Genomic DNA, 26,372 nt, shown 5'->3' with positions numbered 1-26,372 from the left:
TCGCCCCGTGGCCCGCCGCACACGGCGGGCGGTCGAACCGTCAGACCAGCCAGGCGTTGCGCTGGACGAACGGGATCCTCTTCCACGTCTTGCCGAGCCCGAGCACGCTGCCCGCCCCGAGGAGCGTGAGAGCGATGATCGTGAGCGACATCGTGATGTGGTCGTCGATGATCGGGTTGGTCACGAGCGGGAGCTCGGCCAGGTACATGAGCAGGAGCAGGAGCGTGCCGCTCACCGCGGCGATGCGCATCCCGATGCCCAGGATCAGGGCGAGCCCGATGCCGAGCAGGCCGACCATGAAGAGCACGTCGATGAACGCGTTCCCCGCGAGGCCGCTGAAGAAGCCCGAGAACGTGCCCTCGAGGTTCGACAGGAAGCCGGTGGTCGGGCTGTTCCCGTTGATCCACGACCGCTCGGCGGGGGTGGCGAACCCGAGCCCGAACGTCTTGTCGAGGAAGGCCCAGAGGAAGTAGAACCCGATCGTGATCCGCAGGACGCCGAGCACCACCTGGGTGGGTCGCGTGGCGCGCTCCGCGAGGCTGAGGGTCTCCGGCTCGGTGCCTTCGACCGTGGGGAGCGGCGCGTTGGCGTTCCGCTCGATCGTCCCCTTCATCACTGTCCCCTCTCATCGACCCGTCCGGTGCGGTCGGGCTCCTGAGACCAAGCAAACCCCTGTGAAGGAAGGGTGGACGTCAGGCAAAAGTCGCCGGGCCCGGGGACCTAGGTCCCCGGCGCGGACGAGGGTCCGGCGATACCGGGCACGGGCCGATCGCGCGCGGCCCGTGCGGTCAGGAGCCCGACGCGTCCTCGAGGTCCGCGCGGAGCTCGTCGACCCGGGTGCGCAGGCTCTCGATCGCGTCGCGCACCGCGGCGTCGGCACCGGAGAGCGAGCCCGCGACGTCGCCCAGCTCGGCGGACGCGTCCTCGAGCGCGGCCTCGGCGTCGGCCAGGCGCTCCTCGGCCTGGGCGCGCGTCTCGTCCGTGGCGGACGCCGCCTCGTCCGCCGCGGCGCGGGCCTCGTCGGCGGCCTCCTGCGCGGACGCGACAGCCTCCTCGGCGCGGGTGCGCGTGTCGTCCGGGAGGGTGCCCAGGTCGTCCGTGAGCGACCGGACGTCCTCGCCGATCGTCTCGACCTGCGCGCCCGCGTCGTCGAGGAACTGCTGGACCTGGTCGCCTGTCAGGGTGAATTCCGGCACGCTCACCGAGCCGTCCTCGGCGCACCCGCCCAGCGCGACGGTCGCGGCGACGGCTGCCCCGAGCGCGAGGGCGCGGGACGTTGACCTGCGGTGACGTGTCGGTGAACTCATGGGGCGATTGTCCACCGCGAACATGAGACCGGGGTGAGAGCCTCGTGGAGGCGGTGTACGGTAGGCGGACGAGGGCACTGTGGCGTGCAGCACACCGATCGTGTGCGCGCGCAGCCGTGACGTCGGGCGCGACGACGCGCACATCCGGCGTGCGGGACCGCAGGCCCGTGGCAGGGCACGAAGCACGGGAGTGAGCGGTGAGCACCACGGCGGAGCACGAGGGCGCGGACGACGCGCCCGTGACGCTCGAGCCCGCGCCCGCCGCCGCCGCGGTGGGCCCGGAGTCGTTCGGACGGCGCGCGCGGGCCGTGTCGCACGTCCTCATCTCGTCGGCGCTCGCCATCACGCTCGCCGCGGCCCTCGCCGGCAGCGCCCAACCCCGCCCGGGCGCGTCGTTCTTCGCGCAGGAGGCGACCACGGCGACCCAGGTCGCGGCGCTCTCGAGCACGCTCGGGGCCGGCCTCGACGAGGGCCAGCAGCTCGACGGCGCCATCGAGGTCCTCGCGACGGCCAACGCGCTCGACGACGGCCACGTCTCCCCGCCCGTCGAGCAGGCCCGCGCCGAGCTCGGCATGCTCCTGGCCACCTACCTCGCGCAGCAGGACGCGGCCCGCCGCGTCCCCGCGCCCCTCGTGCCCGCCGGCGACCTCGACCTGGACGAGTCGCTCGACGGCGCGCAGGTCCCCGAGCTGCCGGAGCCGCTCGGCCCGGGTACGGGCGCAGGCGCCGGCGCTGGTGACGACGACACCACGACGGGCACGGACGGCGAGACCGCGGACCCCGCGACCGACCGCCCGGCGCAGCAGCCCGCGACGGTCGACGCCGCCGGGGACGCGGCGGCGGATGCGGTCCGCACCGCGGCGACGCCCACCGCGCCCTCGCCGAGCCCGACGAGCAGCCCGTCCCCCGGCGCGTCCACCGACCCCTCGCCGAGCGTCACCCCGAGCCCCGGCGGCGCGCCGAGCCCGGCGCCCGGCACGAGCACGCCCCTGGACCCGTCCGCCCCCGGCGGCACGGGATCCCCGGGAGGCCCGGGGTCCCCGGGCGACCGGACGCTGCCCGAGGACGAGGTGCCCGCGCCCGACGGGGTGGCACCCGGCGAGATCGACGGTTCCCAGGACCCGGCCGACGGCTCGGCTGACAGCGGTGACGGCGACCACGCCGAGGGCGACGACCACGTGCACGGCGACGTGACGCTGGAGGACGTCCTCGCCTCCGCGACGACGCTCGCCGAGCTGCTCGGCACCGACCTCGTGCCGGTCGGGGTCGTCCCGGCCGCCGGGGCGACGGCGCTCGCGGGCACGACCCTCGCGGAGCGGCTCGCCGAGGTCGTCGAGCGGTACGCGGGCTCGACGGCGCAGTACCAGAACGGCCGCATCCCGCCCGAGGCGCTGTGCGCGCTCGACTTCGCGCCGGGCAAGACCCTGCGCTGCGACGCCGCGGAGCAGCTCGAGGCCCTCGCCGCCGAGTTCGAGAAGGAGTTCGGGTACGCGCTGAAGATCACCGACGCGTACCGCCCGTACGACGAGCAGGTGCGCCTCAAGGCGGTCAAGCCCTACCTCGCGGCCGTGCCCGGCACGTCGCAGCACGGGTGGGGGCTCGCGATCGACGTCGGCGGGAACGTGCCGTCGGGGACGTCGCTCGAGTACGTCTGGCTCCGCACGCACGGCCCGGACTACGGCTGGGACAACCCCGCGTGGGCGCGGCCCAACGGCTCCAAGCCGGAGCCGTGGCACTTCGAGTTCTTCGCGGCAGGCAAGATGCCGACGCGGTACACGCCTGCCGAGAGCAGCGCGCCGTCCACGCCGCAGAAGCCGGCGGGGCCGAGCGCGCCCGCGCCGAAGCCGACAACCCCGCCCGCGCCGCAGCCCCCGGCACCGACGCCCACGCCGACGCCGACGCCGACGGAACCTCCGCCGACGAAGCCCACGGACCCGCCGCCGCCCACGACCGTCGCCGTCCCGGCGAACCTCGTCGGCAATCAGCAGGCCGCCGTGGAGGCAGCGCTCCAGGGCGCCGGGCTGAAGGTCAGCGTCACGACGAAGGTCGACGAGGCCGCGCCCGGGACCGTGCTGTCCGTCGCGCCGGGCTCCGGCACCCAGGTCGCACCGGGAAGCACGGTCGCGATCGTCGTCTCGTCCGGGCCGCCGCCCGAGCCCGAGCCCGAGCCGTCACCCGAGCCGACGGACCCGGCACCCGAGCCCACGGTCGCGCCGACCCAGGCCCCGACGGCCCCCGGGACGGAGCCGACCACCCCCTGAGCCGAGGGGCGTCGTCGGGCCTCGGTGGAACCGTGGGCGCGCCCGGCGCGAGGGCAGCGCCGGGAAAATGCCGTGCGTCTCCCGTGCCGACGGCGTAGCGTCGGGCGCGATGTGATCCTCACCCGCCCCGGCCGCTCCGTCCCGTCGAGCCCGTCGCCGTGGCCCCCGCCGCTCTCCGCGGCGTGCGCGCGCCACCCGGGCACCTGGTAGGTGATCACCCATGGCACGTCCCACCCCTGTCCTGCGCGCGTCCGACGTCCGCGTGTCCTTCACGGGCCGCGCGGTCCTGCGCGGCGTCGACCTCGCCGTCGACCCCGGCCACCGCACGGGTCTCGTCGGCGAGAACGGCGTCGGCAAGTCCACGCTCCTGCGGGTGCTCGCGGGCACGCTCGCGCCCGACGACGGCACGGTGAGCCGGCCCGCGGACCTCGGGTTCCTGCACCAGGAGTTCCCGTACCCGCCGACGACGACGGTCCGCGCGGTCGTCGACGACGCGCTCGCGCGCGTCCGCGGGATCGAGCGCGAGCTCGAGGAGGCGGCGCTCGCCCTCGCCGGCGACCCGGGCGGCGAACCCGCCCCCGGTGCCGAGGAGGCGTACGCGCGCGCCCTCTCGCGCGCCGAGCTCGCCGACGTCTGGGACGCCGACGCGCGGGCCGCGCGCACGCTCGCGGGTCTCGGGCTCGACGTCGACGGGGTCGCCGGCCGCGAGGTCGGGGCGCTGTCCGGTGGCCAGCGCACGCGGCTCGGCCTCGCCGCGCTGCTCGTGCGCCAGCCCGGCGCGATGCTGCTCGACGAGCCGACGAACCACCTCGACGACGCCGCGGCGGAGTTCCTCGCCGTGGCGCTGCGCGCGCTCCCGGGCGCCGTGGTGCTCGCGAGCCACGACCGCGTGTTCCTCGACGAGGTGTGCACCGAGATCCTCGACCTCGACCCGGTCGCGGAGCCGCTCCGCGGCGCGGGCGGCGGGGACGCGGCACGCGGCGGGGGAGCGGGGACCCTCTACGGCGGCACGTACGGCGACTACCTCGAGGCCAAGCGCGTCGAGCGCGAGCGCTGGGAGCAGCGCTTCGAGGCGGAGCAGGCCGAGCTCGCGGAGCTGCGGCGCGGCGTCGCGGTGACAGCCCGGGACGTCGCGAAGAACCGTGAGCGGGGCAACCAGGCGAAGATCCTCTACGACTTCAAGGGCGAGCGCGTGCAGGGCCAGGTCGCGCGGCGCGTGCGCAACGCGCAGCAGCGGCTCGACGCGCTCGAGCGCGACCAGGTCCGCAAGCCGCCCCCGCCCCTGCGCTTCGCACCGCCGAGCGGGGGGACCCGTCTCGCCCCGGGCGGTGGCGACGTGGTCGCGTGGGCGCGGGGCGTCGTCGTGCACCGGCCCGGGCGCGGAGGGCCCGGGGCCGCCCCGGGCGAGCGGCCGGACCGGCTCGACATGGCGGCGTCGGGCGTCCCGTCGATCGAGGTCGCGCGGGGGAGCCGGCTGCTCGTCACCGGGGCCAACGGCGCCGGGAAGTCCACGCTGCTGCACGTGCTCGCGGGCGACCTCGTGCCCGACGCCGGCACCGTGGGCCGGGCGCGCGGGGTCCGGGTGGGGCTGCTCGAGCAGGACGTGCACCTGCACGACGACGACCGCACCCCGCGCGAGCTGCTCGCCCTCGCGCAGGGCGTGGACCCGGCGGACGCGCGCGACGCGGCCGTGGACGCGCACGGCCTCCTCGCGCCGCGCGACCTGGGGCGACGGCTCGCGGAGCTCTCCGTGGGGCAGCGCCGGCGCGTGGTGCTCGCGATGCTCGTCACGCAGGCACCCGACGTGCTGCTCCTCGACGAGCCGACGAACCACGTGTCGCTCACGCTCGCGGGCGAGCTCATGGAGGCCGTGGAGGAGTGGCCGGGCGCCGTGGTCGTGGCGTCGCACGACCGGTGGCTGCGGCGCCGCTGGCAGGGCGACGCCGTGCACCTCGCCTGACGTCCCCGCCGCGCTCGTCGGTCCGGCCGCGGGGTGGGGCGCGGGCGGACCCGGGAGGTGGAGCACGGGGTGCGGGGTCCGGGAACGCGGTGGCCGTGCGCGGCGCGGCGTGCGTAGGGTCGGGCGGTGGACGACGACCGGACGGGCGCCCCGGTGCCCGACAACGCGTGGAAGCAGGTGGTCGCGTCGCTCGCCGACGCGGGACGGCTCGAGGTGCTCGCGCGCGTCGTGACCGAGGGGCCCGCGGAGGCGGTGCTGTCGGCCGACGAGCGCCGTCGGCTCGCGCCGCTCCTCGCCGCGGGCGTCGTGGTGCGCGAGGAGACGGGCTTCCTGCGGGCGGCGCCCGAGCGGTTCGCGGCCCTGCTCGCGACCGTGCCCACGCCGCGCCCCACGGGCCCCGACCGCTTCCTCACGGACGGACGCCTGCTGCGCATGCCGAAGCGGTGGCGCGACCGCGAGCTCGTCGTGCGGTACCTCGCGGCGCAGGTGCTCCCGCTGGAGGAGCCCGTCACCGAGCTCACGCTGACCAGGCGGCTCGCGGCGCGCGCGGCGGACCCCGTGTCGCTGCGGCGCGCGATGGTCGACGCGGGCCTCGTGCACCGCACGCGCGACGGCGCCGAGTACTGGCGCACCGTCGTGACGGAGTTCGACGACGTCTGACGGGCGGCGGCCTCGCTACGGCAGCCCGTGCGTCGGGGGCGAGGGCTAGGGTCGGTTCTCATGAGCAGCGAGCGCGCCGTGGCGGCGCTGGAGGCGTCGGGCATCGACTTCACCCTCACCCGGCACGGCCGGGTGGGGTCGCTGGAGGAGGCCGCCGCCGCGCGCGGCGTGCACCCGGCGCGCGTCCTCAAGACGATCGTCGTGCGGCGCGCGGAGGACGACTACCTGTTCGTGCTCGTCCCGGGCGACCGGCAGATCTCGTGGCCCAAGCTGCGCGCGCTGCTCGGGGTGTCGCGCCTGTCCATGCCGGACAAGGAGGTCGCGCGCGACGTCACGGGGTACGAGCGCGGCACCATCACGCCGTTCGGCGCCACGCACGCGTGGCCCGTCGTGGCGGACGTGCGCGTGGTCGCCGTGCGCGGCGAGGACGAGGTGGACGTCGCGGGCGAGGCGGCCACCCCGGAGACCCCGGGCGACGGCGACCACCTCGTCTCGATCGGCGCCGGCGAGCACGGCGTGGCCGCGACGGTCGACGGGCAGGCCCTCGTGGCGGCCCTCGGCGCCCAGGTCGCCGACGTCACCGAGCCCCTGTAGCGGGTCCGGGAACGAGCCCTGCGGCGCCGCCCGGGCTGCGCCTCAGCGTGGCGGTCACGGGGCTCCGGGAGGCGCGCGCAGGCACCGGCGCGGTCCGGGTTGTGAGGGTTCGGAGGAAGGTCGCGGTCGACCGTCGCGCGGGCTGGTGTGCGCCCCGCGCCGGGTGCAGACTCTGGGGTGCTCCGGTCACGGTCGCCTGGTCCGACCCACCGCCCGACGGTCACGGCGAGCGGCCGGACGGAGCCGTGAGGCAGGCGCAGGGAACAGGCCACCACCGCCGGACGTTGTCCGGAGGGGCGGCCGACAGCAGCAGGACGACTCGAGAGAAGCGGGAACCGTGGACACAGGCAGCGCGATCGACCGGACGAGCGGGATCGTCTACGCCCCGGCGGACGGCGGCGTGGTCGTGACGATGTGGGGCGAGGTCGACGCGGCGCTGCGCGACCGCGCGAGCGAGGCGATGTCCTACGTGCTCGACACCCGCGGGCGCGTCGTGGTGGACGTCGCCGACGTCACCTTCATCGACTCCTCGGGCATTGCGTTCATCATCCAGCTCTACATGCTCGGCGAGGAGGACGGCCGCGAGGTCGTGCTCCGCGACCCGTCGCCGAGCATCGTCGAGCTGCTCGACATGATCGGCATGGGCGGGCGCATCCCCGTCGAGCGCAGCGGTGCCTCGACCGGTCCGATCGAGGTCGTCGGCGCCGTCTGACACCCGCGCCCCCGCCGCCGCCCCGGGTCCCCGGGGCTGTGGGAACCGGCCGGTACGGTGCGGGCATGCGCATCCTGCACACCTCCGACTGGCACCTCGGGCGCACCTTGCACGGGGTCGACCTGCTGGAGCACCAGGCCGCGCACCTCGACCACCTCGTCGAGCTGACCCGCTCCGAGGCGGTCGACGCGGTCGTCGTCGCGGGTGACGTCTACGACCGCGCGATCCCGCCGGTCGACGCCGTCTCCCTCCTCTCGGACGCGGTGACGCGGCTCGCCGAGCACGCGCACGTCGTCGTCACGCCGGGCAACCACGACTCCGCCGTCCGGCTCGGGTTCGGCGACCGCCTCCTGCGCCCGGGCGTCCACGTGCGGGCGCGCCTGGCCGACGTCGGTGCGCCCGTCGTCCTGGGCCCGCGCCCCGGTTCGACAGACGGTGACGGCTCCCCGCTGCTCGTCTACGCGCTCCCGTACCTGGACCCGGACACGGCCCGCCACGTCCTCGCGGACGCCGCGGACGCGCCGGACGCCGACGCTCCGGGCGCCGAAGGTGTGGGCGGCGACCCGGTGAGGCCGCGGCCGCTCGCGCGGTCCCACGAGGCCGTCATGGGGGCGGCCCTGCGCCGGGTAGGCGCCGACCTCGCGCGGCGCCGCGCCGCGGACCCGGGGGTGCGGGCGGTCGTCGTGGGGCACGCGTTCGTCGTGGGTGGCCTGGCGTCGGACTCCGAGCGCGACATCCGCGTCGGCGGCGTCGACGCCGTCCCGGCCGCCGTGTTCGCGGGCCGCGGGGTGGACTACGTGGCGCTCGGCCACCTCCACGGGCCGCAGCGGGTCACCGTCCCGGAGGTCGGCGGCGGGGAGCCCGGGGGCGGCGTGGCGACCGTCGCCCGCTACTCGGGCTCGCCCCTCGCGTTCTCCTTCTCGGAGCTGCACCAGCGCAAGTCCACCGCGCTCGTCGACGTCGACCGGCTCCGCACGGACGCCGACGCGGCGGTCGAGCTCGTCCCCGCTCCCGTGCCGCGCCGCCTCGCGGAGGTGACCGGCCCGCTCGACGAGCTGCTCGGGGAGGCGGGCGAGCCGCACGTCGACGACTGGCTGCGCGTCGTCGTGACGGACCCGGTCCGGCCCGCCGAGCTGTACGCCCGCGTCCGGTCCCGGTTCCCGCACGCGCTCCAGGTGACGCACCGCCCGCCGCGCGTCGCCGAGCGGGAGGTCGTGACCGCCGTCGGGCCGGGGCGCGACCCGCTGGACGTCGCGCGCGACTTCGTCGAGCACGTCTCCGGCCACGCCCCCAGCGACGCGGAGGTCGTCGTGCTGCGCGAGGCGTTCGAGCTCGCGCTCGCCGAGGAGCGCAGCGCCTGATGCACCTGCACTCCCTGACCTTCCAGGCGATCGGCCCGTTCGCGGGCCGCCACCACGTCGACCTCGCGGCGCTCGGCGCGTCCGGGATCTACCTCCTCGAGGGGCCGACGGGCGCGGGCAAGTCCACGATCATCGACGCGATCGTGTTCGCGCTCTACGGCAAGGTCGCCTCCGACGCCGCGAGCGACGACCGTCTCCGTTCGGCGTTCGCGGGACCGGACGTCGAGTCGTACGTCGACCTCGTGCTGGAGGTCCCGGCGGGGGTCTTCCGCGTCCGGCGCACGCCCGAGTACCGCCGCCCCAAGAAGCGCGGCACCGGCACCACGACGCAGCAGGCCTCGGTGCGGCTCTGGCGGCTCGCCGAGGTGCCGCCCACCGACGCGCCGGACGCGGTCGAGGACGCCGCGGGCGAGCTGCTCTCCGCACGGCTCGACGAGGCGAGCGACGAGATCCGCCGGCTCGTGGGCCTCGACCGGCGCCAGCTCGTGCAGACGGTCGTGCTGCCGCAGGGCGAGTTCGCGACGTTCCTGCGCGCGAAGCCCGAGGACCGGGCCGTGCTGCTCCAGAAGGTCTTCGGCACGGAGCTCTACCACCGCGCCGCGGCGCGCCTGGCGGAGCTCGCGCGCGCGGCGCGCTCGCGCACGGACGCCGCGCGGCAGGGCGTCGTGGGCGCGGCGGAGCGGTTCGCGGGGGTCGCCGGGCTCGGGCCCGACGACGCGCGGCGGCTGCGCGAGGCGGCGGACGACGACGACCGGCTGCGGAGGGCGGACGACGACGCCCCGGCCGCTGCGGAGGCGGCGCCGGGCGTGCACGCGCTCGCCGTCGCGCACGTCGGGCGCCTCGACACCGAGGCCACGGCGCTGGCCGAGGGTGCGGCGGGGGCCGACGCGACGCTCGCCGCCGCGCGTGAGCGGTTCGAGCACGAGCGCGCCCGGCACGACGCGCTGGAGCGGCGAGCCCGGCTGCGGGCCGACGCGGCACGCCTCGACGGGGAGGAGGCGGCGGTGGCCGAGTGTCGCCGTCGGGCGGACGCGGCGGCACGTGCCGCGGTCGTCGCTCCGGCCGCCCAGGGCCTCGCGCGCGCCGAGCAGACCCTGCGCGCCGCGCTCGACCGGCTCGCGCTCGCGCGCACCGGGGCGCCCGCCGTCCTCGCCGACGCCGACCCGACGACGCTCGAGGCGCTGCGCGCCGACGTCGCGACGGCGGCCGTCCGCGTGGCGCGGCTCGTCCCGGTGGGGGCGTCGCTGCCCGGGCGCGACCGCGAGCTCGCCGACGGGCGCAAGGAGGTCGCGCAGGCGACGGAGGAGCGCGGTCGCGTGCTGGCCGAGCTCGACGCGCGTCCGGCGCGCCGCGACGCCGTGCGCGCGCGCGTCGCGTCCCTCGCCGCGGCCGCGGGCGAGCTCGGGGTGCTCCGCGAGCGGGCGGACCGCGCCCGGGCGGTCGAGGAGGCGGCGCGCCAGACGGCGGCGCTCGCGACCGAGGCGGCCGAGGCGCACGCCGAGCGGGCGCGGGCCGCGGCCCGGGCGCACGAGGCGGTGGAGCACGAGGCCCGGCTGCGGGCCGCGCGCATCGCAGGTCTGGCCGGGGAGCTCGCCGCGGGCCTCGCCGTCGGCGAGCCGTGCCCGGTGTGCGGCGGGGCCGAGCACCCGCACCCGGCGCCGCTCGCCGAGGACCACCCGGCGGTCGAGGACGTCGAGCGCGCCGAGCGGGAGCGCGCGGACGCCGAGCGCCTGCTGCACGACGTCTCGGCCCGGGCGCAGGTGCTCGCCGAGCGGTGCGAGGCTCGTCGTCGGGACGCCGACGGCCTGACCCCGCAGGAGGCCGGGCAGCGGGTCGCGGACGCGGAGGAGCTGGTGGCCGCCGCGCGCGCCGCGGAGCGCGAGCGCGCCGAGGCCGAGCGCGAGCTCGAAGAGCTGGACGCGGAGACGCGTGCGCTGGAGGCCCGGGCGGCCGGGCTCGCCGAGGCGGTCGCGGGCACGGCCGCGCGGCTCGAGGAGATCGAGGCGGCCCTCGCGCGCGACCGCGCCGAGATCCGCGCCGAGCTCGACGCGGCGGGCCCGCTCGTGGAGCTCGTGGACCTGCCCGACCCGCTCGCCGGCGAGGGCGGCGCGCGCAACCCCGTCGCCGTGCTCGCGGCCGCGCTGGAGGGCCGGGTGCGCACGATCGACGCGCTCGCGGACGCGGGCAGCGCCGTTGCCGCCGCGCAGCGGGCGTGCGAGGAGCGTGCGGCCGACGTCGCCGCGCTCGTCGCACGGTCCGGTTTCGCGGACGCGGCCGAGGCGCTCGCCGCGGTGCTCGACGACGCCGAACTGCACACGCTCTCTCAGCGCGTCGCGGAGCACGACGCCGCGCGGACCGCGACGGCGACCGGTCTTGCGGACCTGGCGCTCGCCGACCTGCCCGAGGACGCGCGGGCCGACGTGGCGGGCGCGCGCGCCGCCGTCGAGGAGGCAGAGGCCGTCGCCGGAGCCGCGGCGCGGCAGCACGAGCTCGTCGCCCGCCGGGCCGAGGCGGCCCGGACGGCGGCCGAGGCCGTCGGGGCGGCGGTCGACGGCTGGACCGCGGCGCGGGACGCGGCGGGACCGGTCGCGCGCATGGCCGCGCTCGCGTCGGGCACGGGCGACAACGCGCACGCGCTCTCGCTCGCGACGTTCGTGCTCGTGCAGCGGTTCGAGGACGTGGTCGCGGCGGCGAACGAGCGCCTCGCCGAGATGTCGTCGGGGCGGTACGAGCTCGTGCGCAGCGCGACGCGGGAGGACGTGCGGGCGCACAAGCGCGGCCTCGCGATGAAGGTGCTCGACCACGTGACGGAGCGCGAGCGCGACCCGCGCACGTTGTCCGGCGGGGAGACGTTCTACGTGTCGCTGTGTCTCGCCCTCGGGCTGGCGGACGTCGTCACGGCCGAGGCGGGCGGCATCGAGCTCGGGACGCTGTTCGTCGACGAGGGCTTCGGCAGCCTCGACCCCGAGACGCTGGAGGCCGTCCTCGCGGCGCTCGGCCGGCTCCGCGCGGGCGGGCGCGTCGTGGGCGTCGTCTCCCACGTCGAGGCGCTCAAGCAGTCCGTCGCGGAGCGCGTCGAGGTCCGCCGCCTCCCCGGCGGCGGCAGCACGCTCAGCGTGCGGGCCTGACCAGGGCTGCGCCGTCCGTCAGGACCGAGGGCGCGGTCCTGGTGACGGCGCGCACACGCGGTCGACGAGCTCGGTCACGGCAGCCCGCAACGGTCCCGGCGGCGCGCCCGCGTCGAGCGCGAGGGCGGCGCGGTCGAACGCCGCGGACAGCAGGAGCGTCAGCGCGTCGAGACGTTCCTCGTCCGCGAGGTCTCGTGCGACGTCGTCGCCCGCGCCGGAGCCATTGCTCGCGCTGCCCCCGCCGGGCTGGGCGCCGAGCGCCGCGCCGAGCCCTTCCCGCAGGGTGCGGCGCGCGTGGCGGGCGTCGAGCGCGTCGGCCTCTGCGGGGCCGAGCACGGCGGGTGCATCGACGAGGAGGAGCCGCGTGCGGCCGGGTTCACCCATCGCGTCGAGGTAGGCGCGCGCACCCTCCACGAGCATCGCGCGGGCGTCCGGGGCGTCCGGGGCGTCCGGGCCGTATGGGGTGTCCGGCGTGTCCGGTCGTTCCGCGGCTGCCGTGCCGGGATCCGCGGCGGTGCGCTCCTCGATCTCCCGGGCGACCGCCTCCGCCTCGGCCTCGGCGACGGCGCGAAAGAGGTCCTGCTTGTCGGCGTAGTGGTGGTACAGCGCGCCGCGCGTGACGTGCGCGGCGGCCGCGATCTGGGGTGTCGACGTCGCGGCGTACCCGGCGCGGACGAAGAGGTCGCGCGCGGCCGCGACCAGGGCAGCGCGGGTCGCGTGGGTGCGTTCGGCGTTGGTCCGGCGGCGCTCTTGCATACCGACAGACTGTAGGCCATCCTCGATACATACAGCCTGTTTGTTTCTGCGACCACCCGGTCGCCGACGACGAGGAGAAGACCGTGCGCATCACGAGCTGGTACCCGGTGCTCATGACCGGCGACGTCGCAGGGACCGTCGCGTTCTACCGCGACCACCTGGACTTCCGGCCGCTCTTCACGAGCGACTGGTACGTCCACCTCCAGTCCGCGCACGACGCGTCGGTGAACCTCGCCGTGCTCGACGGCGACCACGAGACGATCCCGGAGAGCGGCCGGGGTCGCGCGGGCGGGCTCCTGCTCAACCTCGAGGTCGAGGACGTCGATGCCGTGCACGCGCGCCTCGTCGCCGCGGGACTGCCGATCCTGCGCTCGCTGCGCGACGAGGCGTTCGGGCAGCGGCACTTCATCACGGCCGACCCGAACGGGGTGCTCGTGGACGTCATCACGCCCATCCCGCCGACGGGGGAGTTCGTCGAGCAGTACGAGGAGTCCGCCCTCCCGACGGCATAGCCGGCGCGCGCGTCCCCGAAGGTCGCTTGAGGGTTGGGGCTTGGGGCTTGGGGCTTGGGGCTCGAGGGCTGGGGTTCACGGTTCAGGGCTGAGAGGCGCAGGACCCCCGGCGCGGGGCGCAGGCTTGCCGCTCACGGCTCGGCCGGACGGGACGGGATGTCACGAACCGGCCCCGTGTCCGTCCCTCTTCGAGGAGCAGTGCGACGGCCCGCCGTCGTCGCGTCCTCTCCCGGGAACGGCCGCGTCCGGCGGCGTCGTCCGGGAGCCGTCGAAGGAGAGCAGCAATGTCAGCAGCATCGTCCCCGCTCGAGCGCGAGCTGCGGCGCATGGAGGTCATCGCGCGCCGGGAGCAGCTCCGTCTCGTCGGCCGCGTCGCCCCGCGCGTGGCGGAGCGCCGCCGCTGGGCCGACGCACCGCGCCGCCAGTCCCCGGCCACCGCCGCCCGCTAGCGGGGGTCGGGGCTCGCGGCCCGGAGAGTCCGGCGGCTCGCCACCGTGCGCGGTCGCGAGCGCGCGCACGTCAGGCCGGTGCGCCGAGGCCCGCGAGCTCGCGCGCCCGGAGCAGCACGTCGTCGAGCATCTGCGGGGTGAGCCGGCCGGTGAACGTGTTCTGCTGGCTCACGTGGAAGCACCCCAGCAGGGTGAGGGTCTGCTCCGGGGGCGGGGGGCCGCCGTCGGGCACGACGCCGGGGAGGGACGCCCCCGGAGTGGGGCGAGGGGTGGCCCGGCGCAGCGTCACCTCCGCACCGTGCGCGAACCGGGGCCGCGGACGCGGCACGGCCCAGCCCTGCTCGGCGAGCGTCGAGAGCAGCGCCTGCCACCCGAAGCCGCCGAGGACGACGGCGACCCGCACCGTCGCGCCCAGTAGCTCGACCTCGCGCGCGAGGTACGGGCCGCAGCGGCGGCGTTCCTCCGGAGTCGGCTTGTTGTCCGGGGGCGCGCACCGCACCGGCGCGGTGACGCGGATCCCGGTGAGGCGGAGGCCGTCGTCGGCGGAGACCGACGTCGCCTGGTTGGCCAGGCCCGTGCGGTGCATGGCGGCGAAGAGGAAGTCGCCGCTGCGATCGCCCGTGAACATGCGTCCTGTGCGGTTGGCCCCGTGCGCGGCGGGCGCGAGCCCGACGACGACGATCCCCGCCTGCTCGTCACCGAACCCGGGGACGGGGCGGGCCCAGTAGTCGTCGTCGCGGAACGATGCCCGCTTGACGTGGGCGACGTGCTCGCGCCAGGCCACGAGTCGCGGGCACGCCCGGCACTCGACGAGGTGGGCGTCCAGCGCCGCGAGCGTCGGCGCCGTCCGGGCCGCGAGCGGGTAGGCGGGGTCGTCGGGCGTCACCCGCCCATCCTGCCCGGACCCCCACCCGCCCGCGTCTCGTCTGCCCAGCACGTGATCGGCGACCGACATCCGCGAGATCCAGTCGCCGACCCCGTGCTCAGCGGGCGGCAGGGCCGTGGTCAGCCGTCAGGCCCGGTGGGTCGTCGGCGCCGTCGCGCCGGCGAGCGCCGCAGCGTCGTGGGGAGCGTCGGTAGCCGAGACAGCGCCGTCGTGGGGCGCGTCGGCGGACGGGAGGGTAGCCCCGACGGGAGCGTCCGGGAGGTCCGCGGACGCGGCGGGGACGCCGACGGCGGGGTCGGGAGCCCCGAGGGAACCCGCGGCGTCGGCCGGGAGCGGTGCGCCGAACGTGTGCCGCAGGCCGAGCAGCACGACGCCCGCGACCACGACGACGCCGAACATCACGGCGGCCATGGTCACCGGCGGAGACCCGCCGAGCAGGCCGGTCACCGGCGCGACGACCGCCCCGACGCCGAACTGGAACGCGCCGATGAGGGCCGCGGCGCTGCCGGCGCGGTGCGCGTTGCGCTCGAGCGCGATGGCCGGGACGGACGGCATGACGAAGCCTGCGGTGCCGAGCGTGAGCACGATGAGCGGGACGAGCCACGCGAGCCCGCCCCCGGCGAGCGCGGCGACGAGGAGCCCGCCCGAGAGGACGAACCCCGCTGCGACCGCACCCTGGAGGATGCGCTCGGGCGTGACGCGCCCGACGAGCGCGCCGTTGATCTGGCTGCCCGCCGTCACGGACACCGCGCCCACGCCGAAGACGATCGCGTACTGCTGCGCGGACATCCCGTAGAAGTCCTGGAACACGAACGTCGACGCGGAGATGTAGGTGAACATCGCGGCCATGTAGAAGCCGGCGATGAGCGCGAGGCCGATGAACGACCAGTCCCCGAGGAGCGAGCCGTACGAGCGCAGGGCCGCGACCGTCCCGCCGCTGCGGCGGCGTTCGACGGGCAGCGTCTCGCGCAGCCGCAGGAGCACGAGCACGAAGAGCACGGCCCCCACGACGGCGAGCGCGACGAACATGCCGCGCCACGACCCGAGACGCAGGAACTGCGCGCCGATGGTCGGCGCGAGGATGGGCGCGACGCCCACGACGAGCATGAGCCGCGCGATGACCTTGCCGATCTGGTAGCCCTCGAACGAGTCGCGCACGATCGCCATGGACAGCACCATCCCGGCGGCCGCGGAGAGGCCCTGGACGAACCGCAGGCCCGTGAGCGCGGCGACCGAGCCGGCGAAGACGATCCCGACGGACGCCGCCACGTACACCGCGAGCGACACCAGCAGGGGAGCGCGGCGACCGACCGCGTCCGAGACCGACCCGATGAGGAGCTGGCCGAGGGCGAGGCCCGCGAGGGTCGCGGTGAGGGTGAGCTGGACGCGGGACTCGGTCGTGCCGAGCTCGTCCACGATGCGCGGGAACGCGGAGAGGTAGAGGTCGATCGTCAGCGGCCCGACGGCGGTGAGCGCGGACAGCAGCAGGACGAGACCGGCGCTGATGCGCCCGGTGCGGGCCGCGGGGCTCGGCGAGGGTGCGGTGCCCGGGCGGGCGGCGACGGGCGCGGTCGGCGCCGGGGTCGCGGGTGGGGTGGAGGCCATGACAGCGGCAACCACCGGTGGTGCGCCGCGTGTTCCCGCACGGCGTACGTGATCGGATGCTGAGACGTGCGGCGGGTCAGGCGCGGTCGGCCCGGGCGGCGGCAGCCCGCGCCGGGCCCGCGCGTGCTCCAGCCGGTCGTCGAGCGCGCCCGCGAGAGTGAGCGCGGCGTCGTGCAGGTGTGCGGCGCGCTCGGCGTCATCGGGCGCGCCGTCCGGCGGCTGCACGACACCGAGTCGTCGCCCTGGCGCACACTGTCGTACTGACGGCGGGGGGCGAGAGCGACGGGACCAGAGCGACAGGACGGGAGGGCGGACGGTGCACCGATCGGCGTGGTGGTGGCGCGCAGGGCTCCTGCTCGTCGTGGTCGGCGTCGGCGTGGCGGTCGTCGCGGCCGACGACGGCCTGCGCTCGGAGGTCCACGCGGCCCTGTCGAACCTGGCGCGCGCCCTCTTCTGACCAGACCGTCCCGCCGAGCACGGGGTTGCTGTCGTCCTGGGCGTCGGAGCGACAGCAACCCCGTGCTCGGCACCCCGGCGGCGCGGGCAGCGCCGGGGTCAGCCCTGGGCGTCGCGCCAGGTGATCCACTCGCGCACGAGGGACAGGTCGTAGTCGGGCCCGCTCGTGCCGACGGTGAACAGGGTCGCGCCCGCGGCGACGAGCGCGTCCGCGGACTCCGCCGGCGGCCGGGACACGGCGACCGAGCGCTCGACGAACGCGGCGGTGTCGCGACCCACGGCCGCGCCGTGCTCGTCGAGGATCGCGCTCTTGCGCGCGAGCGTCTCCGCGTCGCCGAACGAGTGCCAGACGTCCGCGTGCTCCGCGACGACGCGCAGCGTCTTGCGCTCGCCGCCCCCGCCGACGAGCACCGGGATGTCCCGGGTCGGCGTCGGGTTCGACGCCGCCCAGCGGGCCTTGATGCGCGGGAGCGCCGCGGCGAGGTCGGCGATGCGGCCGCCCGCGGTGCCGAACTCGTACCCGAACCGGTCGTAGTCCTTCTCGAACCAGCCCGCCCCGATCCCGAGGATCAGACGACCGCCGCTGATGTGGTCGACCGTCCGCGCCATGTCGGCGAGGAGGTCCGGGTTGCGGTAGCTGTTGCACGTGACGAGGGCGCCGATCTCGACGCGCTCGGTCTGCTCGGCCCACGCCCCGAGCATGGTCCAGCACTCGAAGTGCTTGCCGTCGGGGTCGCCCGTGAGCGGGAAGAAGTGGTCCCAGTTGAAGATGACGTCGACGCCCAGGTCCTCCGCGCGCAGCACGGCGTCGCGAACCTGGGCGTAGTCGGCGTGCTGCGGCTGGAGCTGGACGCCGATGCGGAAGGGGTGCCGAGGAGAGGTCATGCTCGGAATCTACGTCCGGGCCGAGAACGACGACACCCCGCGTCGAGCACGACCTCGTCGGCGCCACGAGCGTCAGAACGACGGCAAGGTCGTGGTCGGCGGACCTAGGGTGGGGCGCATGAAGCGACTGGTGGGCCTGCTCGTGACGCTCGTGGTGCTCGTGGCGGTCGCCGTCGTGGCCGACCGGGTGGCGGTGCGCGCCACCGAGCGCGGCGCGGTCACGGCGTTCGAGCAGCAGGCCGACGACGTGTCCGGCGCCCAGATCGACATCACCGGCTTTCCGTTCCTCACGCAGCTCGTGCGCGGCTCGCTGACGCACGTCACGGGCTCCGCGGACTCCGCGTCGTTCGGCGGCTACGCGATCTCCGACCTCCAGGTCGAGGCCGACGGCGTGAGCACGTCGGAGCCGTACCGGATCGCGTCCGGCACGGCGTCCGGCGTCATCGCGGCGGAGTCGTTGCAGCAGGTCGTCGCCGAGCAGAGCGGTCTCGACGTCGGCGTGACCGCGACCGGCGGCGTGCTGTCCCTGGGCTTCGAGCTGCTGGGCACCACGATCACCGTCGACGTGACGCCGCGCGTGTCCGGGCCGGCCGAGCTCGCCGTCGACGTCGTCGCCGTCCGCACCGGCCTCGGCACGGTCTCGGTCGACGACCTGCCGTCCGGGCTCTCGGGCGCGCTGTCCGACCTGCGCGTCCCGCTCGACCTGCCGGACGGCGTCGCGCTCGACTCCGTGTCCGCCGTCGAGGGCGGCGTGCGCGTCGCGGTGACGGGGACCGACGTCGTCGCCACCGACCTGGTGGCCTCGTGACCCGGGTGGTGCGACCGTCGTGACCGGGGCGGGGTCGTGAGCACCGAGGCGGTCGACGGGCGCCGCGTCCTCGCGGCGCGCCTCGCCGCGCACCGGCTCCGCTCGCCCGACCTGCCCGACGTGCCGACCGCCGTCGGGCACCTCGTGGCGGTGCAGGGGCAGGAGTTCCACCCCGCCCTGTGGGGCCTCACACGGCGGCTGCGGCCCGACGCGCGGCCGGGCGCGGCGGGCGCGGTCGCCGCGTGCGACCGCGGCGAGGTGCTGCGCACGCACGTGCTGCGGCCCACGTGGCACCTCGTCCGGCCCGACGACGCGCGCTGGCTCCTCGAGCTCAGCGCGCCCCGCGTCCACCAGGCCAACGGGACGCTGTACCGGCAGGTGGGGACCGCCGGGCACGGGCCGGAGACCGACCTCGTCGTCGCGGCCGTGCAGGAGCGGCCCCGCACGCGCCGCGAGCTCGCGGGGCTGCTCGCCGCGCACGGCCGCCCGCTCGAGGGCATCGCGCTCGGCTACGTGCTCATGCGCGCCGAGCTCGACCGGCTGCTGGTCAGCGGGCCGCTCGACGGCAAGCAGCAGACGTACGCCGCGTTCGACGACCGCGTCCCGCCCGGCTACGGGCCGCTCGGCGAGCGGTTCGACCGGGACGCCGCTCTCGTCGAGCTCCTGCGCCGCTACCTCGCGAGCCGCGCGTACGCGACGGTCAAGGACGTCGCGCAGTGGTCGGGCTTCACGCTCACCGACGTGCGGCGCGCGCTCGACCTGCTCGACGACGAGGTCGTGGCCGTGCCCGGGGCGGGTGCGCTCGACGGGCTGACGCTCTGGCGGCTCGCGGACCCCGGCGACCGGGTGCTCGACCCCGCGCCGCTCGTCGGTGCGCTCGCGCCCGACGGTGACCCCGCCCGGCCGGTCGTCGACCTGCTGCAGAGCTACGACGAGCTCTTCCAGTCCTTCGGCGAGTCGCGCAGGATCGTCGTGGCCGACGGCGTCGACCTCGGCGACCGGCTCGGGTCCTTCATCCATGCCGTCGCGGTCGACGGCGTCGTCGTCGGGCGGTGGCGCTGGGTCGTCGGGACACGTGACGTCGTCGTCGAGCCGCAGTGGCGCCGCGCGCCGTCGCCCGCGGAGGAGGCGGCGTTCGCCGCCCAGGTGGACGCGGTCCGCGCCCACTGGGGCACGCTCCTCGCGTGACGAGCCGCCGAGCACGGGATCCGCGACCGGATCGGCCCCGAGACGGTCGCCCACCCCGTGCTCGACGGGGGCGGGCGGGCTAGAGGGTGGCAGGGTGGAGGGCGTGACGAACGTCGACGCTCCGCGTCTCGCGAACTGGGCCGGGAACCTCACCTACGCGTCCGCCGAGGTCGCGCACCCCGCGACGCCGGAGGAGCTGGCCGACGTCGTGCGGCGGTCGGCGCGCGTCAAGGCCCTGGGGTCGCGGCACTCGTTCGGGGACGTCGCGGACACGACGGGCACGCACGTCGTCCTCGACCGGTACGACGACGGCCGCGCCCCCGTCGAGGTCGACCCCGCCTCGGGCGTGGTGTCGGTCGCGGCGGGCCTGCGGTACGGCGACGTGACGCGGCACGTCCAGGCGGCGGGGCGGGCGCTCGCGAACCTCGCGTCGCTCCCGCACATCTCGGTCGCGGGGTCGGTCGCGACGGCGACCCACGGCTCGGGCGACGCGGTCGGCTCGCTGGCGAGCGCCGTCGTCGGGGTGGAGCTCGTCATCGGCGACGGCGGGCGCCGGACGCTGCGGCGCGGCGACGCGGACCTCCCCGGCGCGGTCGTGGCGCTCGGGGCGCTGGGCGTCGTGACGCGCGTCGAGCTGGAGACGGTCCCGACGTTCGACGTGCGCCAGGACGTGCACGTCGGGCTGCCGTGGGACGCGGTGACGGCGCACTACGACGAGATCACCGCGTCGGCGTACTCGGTGAGCCTCTTCACGGACTGGGGGCCCGACGGCGTCCAGCAGGTCTGGCGCAAGTCGCGCCTCACCCCGGGGGATGCCGGCGCGGCGCGGGCGGACCTCTTCGGGGCGACACCCGCCACGACGATGCTGCACCCCCTGCCCGGCATCGACCCCGTGCACTGCACGCCGCAGCTCGGCGAGCCCGGCCCGTGGAACGAGCGGCTGCCGCACTTCCGGCTCGACTTCACGCCGAGCAACGGCGCCGAGCTGCAGTCGGAGTATCTCGTGCCGCGCGCCCGGGCCCAGGAGGCGTTCGCCGCGATGCGCGACCTCGGCCCGCGCGTCACCCCGCTGCTCCAGGTGGGGGAGATCCGCACGGTCGCGCCCGACCCCGAGCCGCTGTGGCTCAGCCCGTTCGACGGCCCGGCCGTCGGCGTGCACCTCACGTGGAAGCCCGTGCCCGACGACGTCGCGCGCGTCCTGCCCGACGTCGAGGCCGCGCTCCTCCCGCTCGGCGCGCGCCCGCACTGGGGAAAGCTCTCGCACGCGCTCGTCCACGCCCCGGGCTCCGTCGCGGCGCTCTACCCGCGCGTCGACGACTTCGGCGCGCTCGCGCAGCGGTACGACCCGCAGGGCCGCTTCCTCGGCGGGTACGTCGAGCGCCTGCTCGCGGGCTGAGCGCCGCGCCCCGGCTCGCACGGTGCGCGACCGGTCGCTACGGTCGTCCGAGCACCGAGAGGCTCGCCGCCGCGCCGATCCGCACGGCACCCGCGCGGGCACGGCACGACAGAGGTACCGAGGAGAACTGTGGCAGCGACCGGCACGGCGGGCGGGGAGCCCGCGACGCAGAAGCCGCGCGAGGAGTGGACCGGGCAGGTCGGCTTCATCATCGCGGCCATCGGCTCGGCGGTCGGGCTGGGGAACATCTGGCGGTTCCCCGGCGTGGCGTACGAGAACGGGGGCGGGGCGTTCCTCGTGCCGTACCTCGTCGCCCTGCTCACCGCGGGCATCCCCATCCTGTTCCTCGACTACGCGATCGGGCACCGCTTCCGCGGCTCGGCCCCGACGGCGTTCCGGCGGATCGCGCGGTGGCTCGAGGGCCTGGGCTGGTTCCAGGTGATGATCTGCTTCGTCATCGCGCTCTACTACACCGCGGTCATCGCGTGGGCCGTGAGCTTCTTCGTCTTCTCGTTCGACCTGCGCTGGGGCGACGACCCGGCCGCGTTCTTCACGGGCGACTACCTCCGGCTCGCCGACCCGGGCGTCAGCCTCGAGTTCGTGCCGGCGGTGCTCGTGCCGCTCGTCGCGGTCTGGGTCGTGACGATCGTCGTCCTCGCGCTCGGCGTGGCGAAGGGCGTGCAGCGCGCGAACACGGTGTTCCTGCCGCTGCTCGTCGTGGCGTTCGCGGTGCTCGTGGTGCGCTCGCTGTTCCTCGAGGGCGCGGCGGACGGGCTGAACGCGCTGTTCACCCCGGACTGGTCGGCGCTGGGCGACGCCAACGTGTGGATCGCCGCCTACAGCCAGATCTTCTTCTCGCTGTCGATCGCGTTCGGGATCATGGTCACGTACGCGTCCTACCGTCGGCGCCGGTCCAACCTCACGACGCCGGGGCTCGTCGTCGCGTTCTCCAACTCCTCGTTCGAGATCCTCGCCGGCATCGGCGTCTTCGCGACGCTGGGCTTCCTCGCGCACGAGCAGGGGGTCGGCGTGGGGGAGCTCGAGGGCATCAGCGGGCCGATCCTCTCGTTCGTCACGTTCCCCGCGATCGTGTCGCAGATGCCGGGCGGCCCGATCTTCGGTGCGCTGTTCTTCGGGTCCCTCGCCATGGCGGGGTTCACGTCGCTGCTGTCGATCCTCCAGGTCGTGTCCGCGGGGTTCCAGGAGAAGTTCGGCTGGACGCCGCGGCAGGCGTCCGTGCGCCTCGGCGTCGTGAGCGCGGTCATCTCGGTCCTGCTCTTCTCCACCACCACCGGCCTCGTCGCCCTCGACACCGCCGACCAGTGGGCCAACAACGTCGGCATCGTGGGGTCCGCCGTGCTCATGACCGTCCTCGTGCTGTGGGTGCTGCGGCGCGGACCGGAGCTGCGCTACCACCTCAACGCCGTCTCGACGTTCCGCCTCGGCCCCTGGTGGCAGGGGCTCGTCGCCGTGCTGGCCCCGCTCGTGCTCGGCTACATGCTCGTGTCCAGGATCGTCACGCTCGTCGTCGACGGCTACGAGGGGTACCCCGCGTGGTACCTCGCGCTCGTCGGGTGGGGCGCGATCGCGTTCATGGTGCTCGCCGCGCTCGTGCTCACGGCGATGCGCTGGCGCCGCAGCCCCGACGACTTCGTCCCCTGGCCGCCGTACCCGCCGGGTGACGCCGCGGCGGGGCCGGGCCGGGCGCCGTCGGGCCGCGGGACGGCCGGCCGCACGACTGCCCCGACCGGTGCCGACGGGGAGGAGACCCGATGACCACCTCGGCCGTGATCCTGCTCGTGCTCGCGATCGTCGTCGTGTGGGGCGGGCTGCTCGTCGCGATCCTGCGACTGCGCGCCCAGCCCGAGCGGGCGGACTACCCGCCCGGGGACGAGGACGACCACCGCGAGGACGAGGCGCCCGCCGCACGCGACACGTAGCCCGCGCCGGTCCGCGCCGAGGGCGGGTGCGGTTCGTCACGGTTCGGCCTCGATGTCCCCGCCGGTTTGGTGAGCGGGGCCGAACGGCCCCACACTCGTGCGCAGGTGCCGCGCACCGCCGGGTCCTCTGTTCCCCGTACGTTCCTCTGCCCTCACGGGCCGGGTGCTGACGTAACACGACGGAGACGATCGGTGTCTACGCTGCCCCTGCCCGGCCCCCACCGATCGGAGACACCATGCGTACGACCCCGCGCAAGCTCCCCCTCACCGGTCTCGTCGCGCTCGCCGCGACGAGCACCCTCCTGCTCGCCGCGTGCACCGACGCGTCCCAGACCGGGACGGACGGCAGCACGTCGGGTTCCGGTGACGAGACGTCGGCAGCGCCCTCGTTCGACCCGTCGACCGTCGAGGTCGACGACGCGGCCGCCGCGCTCCTGCCCGAGGACGTCGCGTCCGCGGGGACGCTCGTCGTCGGCTCGAACACCGAGTACGCGCCCGCCGAGTTCATCGACGCCGACGGCAAGACGCCCATCGGGTTCGACATCGACGTCATCAAGGCCGTCGGCGCGACGCTCGGGCTCGACGTCGAGGTCCAGTCGGCCGACTTCCCGGCGATCATCCCCGCGCTCGGCACCAAGTACGACGCCGGGATCTCCTCGTTCACCATCACGGAGGAGCGCATGCAGGAGGCGAACATGATCGCCTTCCTCAACGCGGGCTCCGCCTACGCGGTCGCGTCGGGCAACCCGGACGACATCGACCCCGAGAGCCTGTGCGGCGTGACCGTCGCCGTGCAGACGGGCACGGTCCAGGACGAGGACATCGCCGTGCAGAGCCAGGCGTGCACCGACGCCGGCGAGGAGAAGATCGACATCCTCCAGTACGACTCGCAGTCCGACGCCACGACGAACGTCGCGGGCGGCAAGGCGCAGGTCCTCTACGCCGACTCGCCGGTGATCGGCTACGCCGTCGAGCAGACGGGCGGCCAGCTCGAGCAGCTCGGCGACGTGTTCGACAGCGCGCCGCAGGGCGTCGTCGTCGCGAAGGACGACACGGAGCTCGCCGCCGCGATCCAGGCAGCCCTGCAGTCGCTCATGGACAGCGGCCAGCTCGAGGAGATCCTCGGGGCCTGGGGCAGCGGCGACGCGGCCCTGGAGACCGCCGAGCTCAACCCGTCCGTCGGCTGACGACCCCCTCGCCAGCCCCGTCCGTCCCGCCGCCCCGCGGGCGCCCACCCGGCGCCCGCGGCCGGCGGGCGGGACGACCGCGCGGACGACGACGACCGCGCGGCCCGGCTCGTCCCCCGAGCCCCGACCCCCCGAGGTGCACCATGACGACCGGTAGCTCCCCCCGCGGCGCCGCCGCCGGACCGGCCGACGACCCGGTCCCCGACCGCATCCACGCCGTCCCCGTCCCCCGGCCCGGGCGGTGGATCTCCGCCGCCCTGCTGCTCGTGCTCGCCGCGATGGCGGCCAACGCCCTGCTGACGAACGAGAAGTTCCGGTGGGACGTCGTCTGGCTGTACTTCCGCGACGTGACGGTCGTGCGCGGCGTCGGCTGGACGCTCGTGCTGACGTTCGGCTCGATGCTCATCGCGATCGTCCTCGCCGTGCTCCTCGCGATCATGCGGCGCTCGGACAACCCCGTCATGCGGTCGGTGAGCTGGGGCTACATCTGGTTCTTCCGCGGCACCCCGATCTACACGCAGCTCGTGTTCTGGGGCCTCATCTCGGTGCTCTACCCGCGCCTGAGCCTCGGCATCCCGTTCGGGCCGGAGTTCTTCGAGTTCCGCACGGCGGACCTGTTCACCGCGTTCGTGTGCGCGCTCATCGGGCTCTCGCTCAACGAGGCGGCGTACCTCGCGGAGATCGTGCGCGCGGGCCTCGGGTCGGTCGACCCGGGCCAGACCGAGGCCGCGAAGGCGCTCGGCATGAAGGACGGCAAGATCCTCACGCGCATCGTGCTGCCCCAGGCCATGCGCGTGATCGTGCCGCCCACGGGCAACGAGACGATCTCCATGCTCAAGACGACGTCGCTCGTCCTCGCGGTGCCGTTCACGCTCGACCTGCAGTACTCGACGAACGCGATCGGCAACCGCCTCTTCCTGCCGATCCCGCTGCTCATGGTCGCCGCCATCTGGTACCTGCTCATCACGAGCGTCCTCATGGTCGGCCAGCACTACGTGGAGCGGTACTACGGCCGCGGGTTCGGGACGCAGACGCCGACGCGGCGCCGCGGGCGCGGCCCGGGCGGGCGCGGGCGCAAGCCGAACCGGCAGGACCTCATCGCCGCGTCCGGCACGACGAAGGACGACCCCTTCCTGGAGGTGACCCCGTGAGCGGGACGCACGACACGGCATCCGCGGCGCCCCGGACCTCCCCGGAGGCGGGCCGCTCCACCGACGCCACCCCGATGGTGCAGGTCGAGGGCCTGCACAAGATGTTCGGCGACCTGCACGTCCTCAAGGGCGTGGACCTCGAGGTCGCGCGCGGCTCGGTGTGCGTCGTGCTCGGCCCGTCGGGCTCGGGCAAGTCGACGCTGCTGCGCTGCGTCAACGAGCTCGAGGAGATCACGGGCGGCCGCGTCCGGGTCGACGGCGAGCTCATGGGCTACCGCGAGGTCACCAAGGACGGCCGCACTCGCCTGCACCGCCTGCACCCCAAGGTCGTCGCGCGGCAGCGCTCGCGCATCGGCATGGTGTTCCAGCGCTTCAACCTGTTCCCGCACATGACGGCGCTCGAGAACGTCGCAGAGGCGCCCGTCCAGGTGCGCGGGCTGAGCAAGGCGCAGGCGCGGGCGCGCGCGTCCGAGCTCCTGGACCGCGTGGGCCTCGCCGACCGTGCCGACCACTACCCGGCGCAGCTCTCCGGCGGCCAGCAGCAGCGCGTGGCCATCGCGCGGGCCCTCGCCATGGACCCCGAGCTCATGCTGTTCGACGAGCCGACGTCGGCCCTCGACCCCGAGCTCGTCGGCGAGGTGCTGGCCGTCATGCGCGACCTCGCGCGGTCCGGCATGACGATGATGGTCGTGACGCACGAGATCGGGTTCGCGCGCGAGGTCGCCGACACCGTGGTCTTCATGGACGAGGGCGTCATCGTCGAGCAGGGCAGCCCGGAGCAGGTGCTCGGGGACCCGCAGCACGAGCGCACGCGGTCGTTCCTCGCCCACGTGCTGTAGACGGCGTCCGGCACCGGCGAGGGAGCCTCGCGAGACCGGCCCGGCGCCTGGGCGGACCCTCGACGGGTCGACCGCGGGCAGGCGGGTCGGTCTCGCGCTCAGCCGGCGCGGCGGCGGCGCGGGAGCGCGGGCGCCCCGTGCGCGGGCGCGAGGCGGGGCGAGAGCCCCGTGGGGCGGGCGACCGTGACCATCTCCCCGCTGAGCGCCCGGCCGAGGTGCACGAGCGGCAGCATGTTCTCGTGCTCGACCACGAGGGCGTCGTAGATCGGGGTCTCGCTGTCGGGGGTGGGAGAGGAAGATCGCGTCAGCACGCCTCCCACTGTCGGTGAGG

The 26,372-nt window shown here is 75.8% G+C and carries 26 protein-coding genes; 19 read left to right on the top strand and 7 right to left on the bottom strand.

Annotation, left to right across the window (positions count from 1 at the left end):
- Positions 1-40: 40 nt before the first annotated feature.
- Positions 41-613 (bottom strand): hypothetical protein, encoded by a 573-nt coding sequence (locus HKK73_RS17745; RefSeq protein WP_021482147.1) that lies wholly within the window; start codon positions 611-613, stop codon positions 41-43.
- Between the two features lie 175 nt (positions 614-788).
- Positions 789-1,307: a hypothetical protein gene (locus HKK73_RS17740; RefSeq protein WP_170963605.1), complete on the bottom strand. Its 519-nt coding sequence runs from the start codon at positions 1,305-1,307 to the stop codon at positions 789-791.
- A gap of 197 nt (positions 1,308-1,504) precedes the next feature.
- Here HKK73_RS17740 and HKK73_RS17735 point away from each other — a divergent pair, with 197 nt between their 5' ends.
- From HKK73_RS17735 to HKK73_RS17705, 7 genes are all read left to right on the top strand, one after another.
- On the top strand, positions 1,505-3,568 hold the full coding sequence (locus tag HKK73_RS17735) for a D-alanyl-D-alanine carboxypeptidase family protein (protein WP_171468543.1): 2,064 nt from the start codon (positions 1,505-1,507) through the stop codon (positions 3,566-3,568).
- A 220-nt stretch (positions 3,569-3,788) separates the two neighbouring features.
- Positions 3,789-5,528, top strand: a complete 1,740-nt coding sequence (locus tag HKK73_RS17730) for an ABC-F family ATP-binding cassette domain-containing protein (RefSeq protein WP_171468542.1) — start codon at positions 3,789-3,791, stop codon at positions 5,526-5,528.
- A gap of 126 nt (positions 5,529-5,654) precedes the next feature.
- Positions 5,655-6,188, top strand: a complete 534-nt coding sequence (locus HKK73_RS19250) for a DUF2087 domain-containing protein (RefSeq protein WP_232322678.1) — start codon at positions 5,655-5,657, stop codon at positions 6,186-6,188.
- 60 nt (positions 6,189-6,248) lie between these two features.
- Entirely contained in the window at positions 6,249-6,782 is a 534-nt protein-coding gene (locus HKK73_RS17720; RefSeq protein ID WP_034650291.1) for an aminoacyl-tRNA deacylase, read from the top strand.
- 337 nt (positions 6,783-7,119) lie between these two features.
- Positions 7,120-7,494 (top strand): STAS domain-containing protein, encoded by a 375-nt coding sequence (locus HKK73_RS17715; RefSeq protein WP_021483854.1) that lies wholly within the window; start codon positions 7,120-7,122, stop codon positions 7,492-7,494.
- Between the two features lie 65 nt (positions 7,495-7,559).
- On the top strand, positions 7,560-8,855 hold the full coding sequence (locus HKK73_RS17710) for an exonuclease SbcCD subunit D (protein ID WP_171468541.1): 1,296 nt from the start codon (positions 7,560-7,562) through the stop codon (positions 8,853-8,855).
- Positions 8,855-11,983, top strand: a complete 3,129-nt coding sequence (locus HKK73_RS17705; RefSeq protein ID WP_171468540.1) for an AAA family ATPase — start codon at positions 8,855-8,857, stop codon at positions 11,981-11,983. Before HKK73_RS17710 ends, HKK73_RS17705 begins: the two co-directional genes overlap by 1 nt.
- Before the next feature lie 18 nt (positions 11,984-12,001).
- On the opposite strand, the gene HKK73_RS17700 is transcribed toward HKK73_RS17705, so the two are convergent.
- On the bottom strand, positions 12,002-12,739 hold the full coding sequence (locus tag HKK73_RS17700) for a TetR/AcrR family transcriptional regulator (RefSeq protein ID WP_085387102.1): 738 nt from the start codon (positions 12,737-12,739) through the stop codon (positions 12,002-12,004).
- 83 nt (positions 12,740-12,822) lie between these two features.
- Between HKK73_RS17700 and HKK73_RS17695 the strand changes: the two genes are divergently transcribed.
- Positions 12,823-13,251: a VOC family protein gene (locus HKK73_RS17695; RefSeq protein ID WP_034655429.1), complete on the top strand. Its 429-nt coding sequence runs from the start codon at positions 12,823-12,825 to the stop codon at positions 13,249-13,251.
- Positions 13,252-13,535: 284 nt separating this feature from the next.
- Positions 13,536-13,700: a hypothetical protein gene (locus HKK73_RS17690; protein WP_157446563.1), complete on the top strand. Its 165-nt coding sequence runs from the start codon at positions 13,536-13,538 to the stop codon at positions 13,698-13,700.
- Positions 13,701-13,770: 70 nt separating this feature from the next.
- On the opposite strand, the gene HKK73_RS17685 is transcribed toward HKK73_RS17690, so the two are convergent.
- A complete protein-coding gene (locus tag HKK73_RS17685) occupies positions 13,771-14,586 on the bottom strand; it encodes a uracil-DNA glycosylase (RefSeq protein WP_034655427.1) in 816 nt (271 codons plus the stop codon).
- Between the two features lie 126 nt (positions 14,587-14,712).
- Entirely contained in the window at positions 14,713-16,191 is a 1,479-nt protein-coding gene (locus HKK73_RS17680; protein WP_114553681.1) for a multidrug effflux MFS transporter, read from the bottom strand.
- Positions 16,192-16,314: 123 nt separating this feature from the next.
- Here HKK73_RS17680 and HKK73_RS17675 point away from each other — a divergent pair, with 123 nt between their 5' ends.
- Together HKK73_RS17675 and HKK73_RS17670 are read left to right on the top strand one after the other, a co-directional pair.
- Positions 16,315-16,455, top strand: coding sequence for a hypothetical protein (locus HKK73_RS17675; RefSeq protein ID WP_170982149.1), 141 nt, complete (start codon positions 16,315-16,317; stop codon positions 16,453-16,455).
- A gap of 52 nt (positions 16,456-16,507) precedes the next feature.
- Positions 16,508-16,648: a hypothetical protein gene (locus tag HKK73_RS17670; protein ID WP_157446567.1), complete on the top strand. Its 141-nt coding sequence runs from the start codon at positions 16,508-16,510 to the stop codon at positions 16,646-16,648.
- Between the two features lie 98 nt (positions 16,649-16,746).
- Here HKK73_RS17670 and HKK73_RS17665 read toward each other — a convergent pair whose 3' ends face one another.
- Positions 16,747-17,532 (bottom strand): LLM class F420-dependent oxidoreductase, encoded by a 786-nt coding sequence (locus HKK73_RS17665; RefSeq protein ID WP_114553679.1) that lies wholly within the window; start codon positions 17,530-17,532, stop codon positions 16,747-16,749.
- Between HKK73_RS17665 and HKK73_RS17660 the strand changes: the two genes are divergently transcribed.
- The 8 genes from HKK73_RS17660 (at position 17,531) to HKK73_RS17625 (ending at position 26,041) form a co-directional block, all read left to right on the top strand.
- A complete protein-coding gene (locus HKK73_RS17660; protein WP_171468538.1) occupies positions 17,531-18,340 on the top strand; it encodes a DUF2993 domain-containing protein in 810 nt (269 codons plus the stop codon). The two genes, HKK73_RS17665 and HKK73_RS17660, sit on opposite strands and share 2 nt — an antisense overlap.
- 36 nt (positions 18,341-18,376) lie before the next feature.
- The gene (locus HKK73_RS17655; RefSeq protein ID WP_171468537.1) at positions 18,377-19,528 is read left to right on the top strand and encodes a DNA glycosylase AlkZ-like family protein; all 1,152 of its coding nucleotides are present in this window, start codon (positions 18,377-18,379) and stop codon (positions 19,526-19,528) included.
- Positions 19,529-19,631: 103 nt separating this feature from the next.
- Entirely contained in the window at positions 19,632-20,924 is a 1,293-nt protein-coding gene (locus HKK73_RS17650) for an FAD-binding protein (protein ID WP_171468536.1), read from the top strand.
- A gap of 129 nt (positions 20,925-21,053) precedes the next feature.
- Complete coding sequence (locus tag HKK73_RS17645; RefSeq protein ID WP_171468535.1) at positions 21,054-22,700, top strand: sodium-dependent transporter; 1,647 nt, start codon at positions 21,054-21,056, stop codon at positions 22,698-22,700.
- Complete coding sequence (locus tag HKK73_RS17640; RefSeq protein WP_076404313.1) at positions 22,697-22,864, top strand: methionine/alanine import family NSS transporter small subunit; 168 nt, start codon at positions 22,697-22,699, stop codon at positions 22,862-22,864. The genes HKK73_RS17645 and HKK73_RS17640 overlap by 4 nt, the downstream gene beginning before the upstream one ends.
- A gap of 236 nt (positions 22,865-23,100) precedes the next feature.
- A complete protein-coding gene (locus HKK73_RS17635; protein ID WP_021483556.1) occupies positions 23,101-24,051 on the top strand; it encodes an ABC transporter substrate-binding protein in 951 nt (316 codons plus the stop codon).
- A gap of 143 nt (positions 24,052-24,194) precedes the next feature.
- Positions 24,195-25,202, top strand: a complete 1,008-nt coding sequence (locus HKK73_RS17630; protein ID WP_034655424.1) for an amino acid ABC transporter permease — start codon at positions 24,195-24,197, stop codon at positions 25,200-25,202.
- 74 nt (positions 25,203-25,276) lie between these two features.
- A complete protein-coding gene (locus HKK73_RS17625; RefSeq protein ID WP_043656078.1) occupies positions 25,277-26,041 on the top strand; it encodes an amino acid ABC transporter ATP-binding protein in 765 nt (254 codons plus the stop codon).
- A 98-nt stretch (positions 26,042-26,139) separates the two neighbouring features.
- Here the strand turns inward: HKK73_RS17625 and HKK73_RS17620 are convergent, their stop codons facing one another.
- Positions 26,140-26,352: a hypothetical protein gene (locus HKK73_RS17620; protein WP_128082896.1), complete on the bottom strand. Its 213-nt coding sequence runs from the start codon at positions 26,350-26,352 to the stop codon at positions 26,140-26,142.
- Positions 26,353-26,372 lie beyond the last annotated feature (20 nt).

This window comes from Cellulosimicrobium sp. 72-3 (assembly GCF_013127315.1).
Taxonomy (GTDB): domain Bacteria; phylum Actinomycetota; class Actinomycetes; order Actinomycetales; family Cellulomonadaceae; genus Cellulosimicrobium; species Cellulosimicrobium funkei.
This window is presented reverse-complemented; position numbering and strand designations above follow the sequence as displayed.

Coding starts and splice junctions, on each gene's coding strand:
- HKK73_RS17745 (WP_021482147.1), bottom strand. CDS start 613: ATGAAGGGGACGATCGAGCGGAACGCCAACGCGCCGCTCCCCACGGTC.
- HKK73_RS17740 (WP_170963605.1), bottom strand. CDS start 1,307: ATGAGTTCACCGACACGTCACCGCAGGTCAACGTCCCGCGCCCTCGCG.
- HKK73_RS17730 (WP_171468542.1), top strand. CDS start 3,789: ATGGCACGTCCCACCCCTGTCCTGCGCGCGTCCGACGTCCGCGTGTCC.
- HKK73_RS17720 (WP_034650291.1), top strand. CDS start 6,249: ATGAGCAGCGAGCGCGCCGTGGCGGCGCTGGAGGCGTCGGGCATCGAC.
- HKK73_RS17710 (WP_171468541.1), top strand. CDS start 7,560: ATGCGCATCCTGCACACCTCCGACTGGCACCTCGGGCGCACCTTGCAC.
- HKK73_RS17705 (WP_171468540.1), top strand. CDS start 8,855: ATGCACCTGCACTCCCTGACCTTCCAGGCGATCGGCCCGTTCGCGGGC.
- HKK73_RS17700 (WP_085387102.1), bottom strand. CDS start 12,739: ATGCAAGAGCGCCGCCGGACCAACGCCGAACGCACCCACGCGACCCGC.
- HKK73_RS17690 (WP_157446563.1), top strand. CDS start 13,536: ATGTCAGCAGCATCGTCCCCGCTCGAGCGCGAGCTGCGGCGCATGGAG.
- HKK73_RS17680 (WP_114553681.1), bottom strand. CDS start 16,191: ATGGCCTCCACCCCACCCGCGACCCCGGCGCCGACCGCGCCCGTCGCC.
- HKK73_RS17660 (WP_171468538.1), top strand. CDS start 17,531: ATGCTCGGAATCTACGTCCGGGCCGAGAACGACGACACCCCGCGTCGA.
- HKK73_RS17665 (WP_114553679.1), bottom strand. CDS start 17,532: ATGACCTCTCCTCGGCACCCCTTCCGCATCGGCGTCCAGCTCCAGCCG.
- HKK73_RS17640 (WP_076404313.1), top strand. CDS start 22,697: ATGACCACCTCGGCCGTGATCCTGCTCGTGCTCGCGATCGTCGTCGTG.
- HKK73_RS17635 (WP_021483556.1), top strand. CDS start 23,101: ATGCGTACGACCCCGCGCAAGCTCCCCCTCACCGGTCTCGTCGCGCTC.
- HKK73_RS17630 (WP_034655424.1), top strand. CDS start 24,195: ATGACGACCGGTAGCTCCCCCCGCGGCGCCGCCGCCGGACCGGCCGAC.
- HKK73_RS17625 (WP_043656078.1), top strand. CDS start 25,277: ATGGTGCAGGTCGAGGGCCTGCACAAGATGTTCGGCGACCTGCACGTC.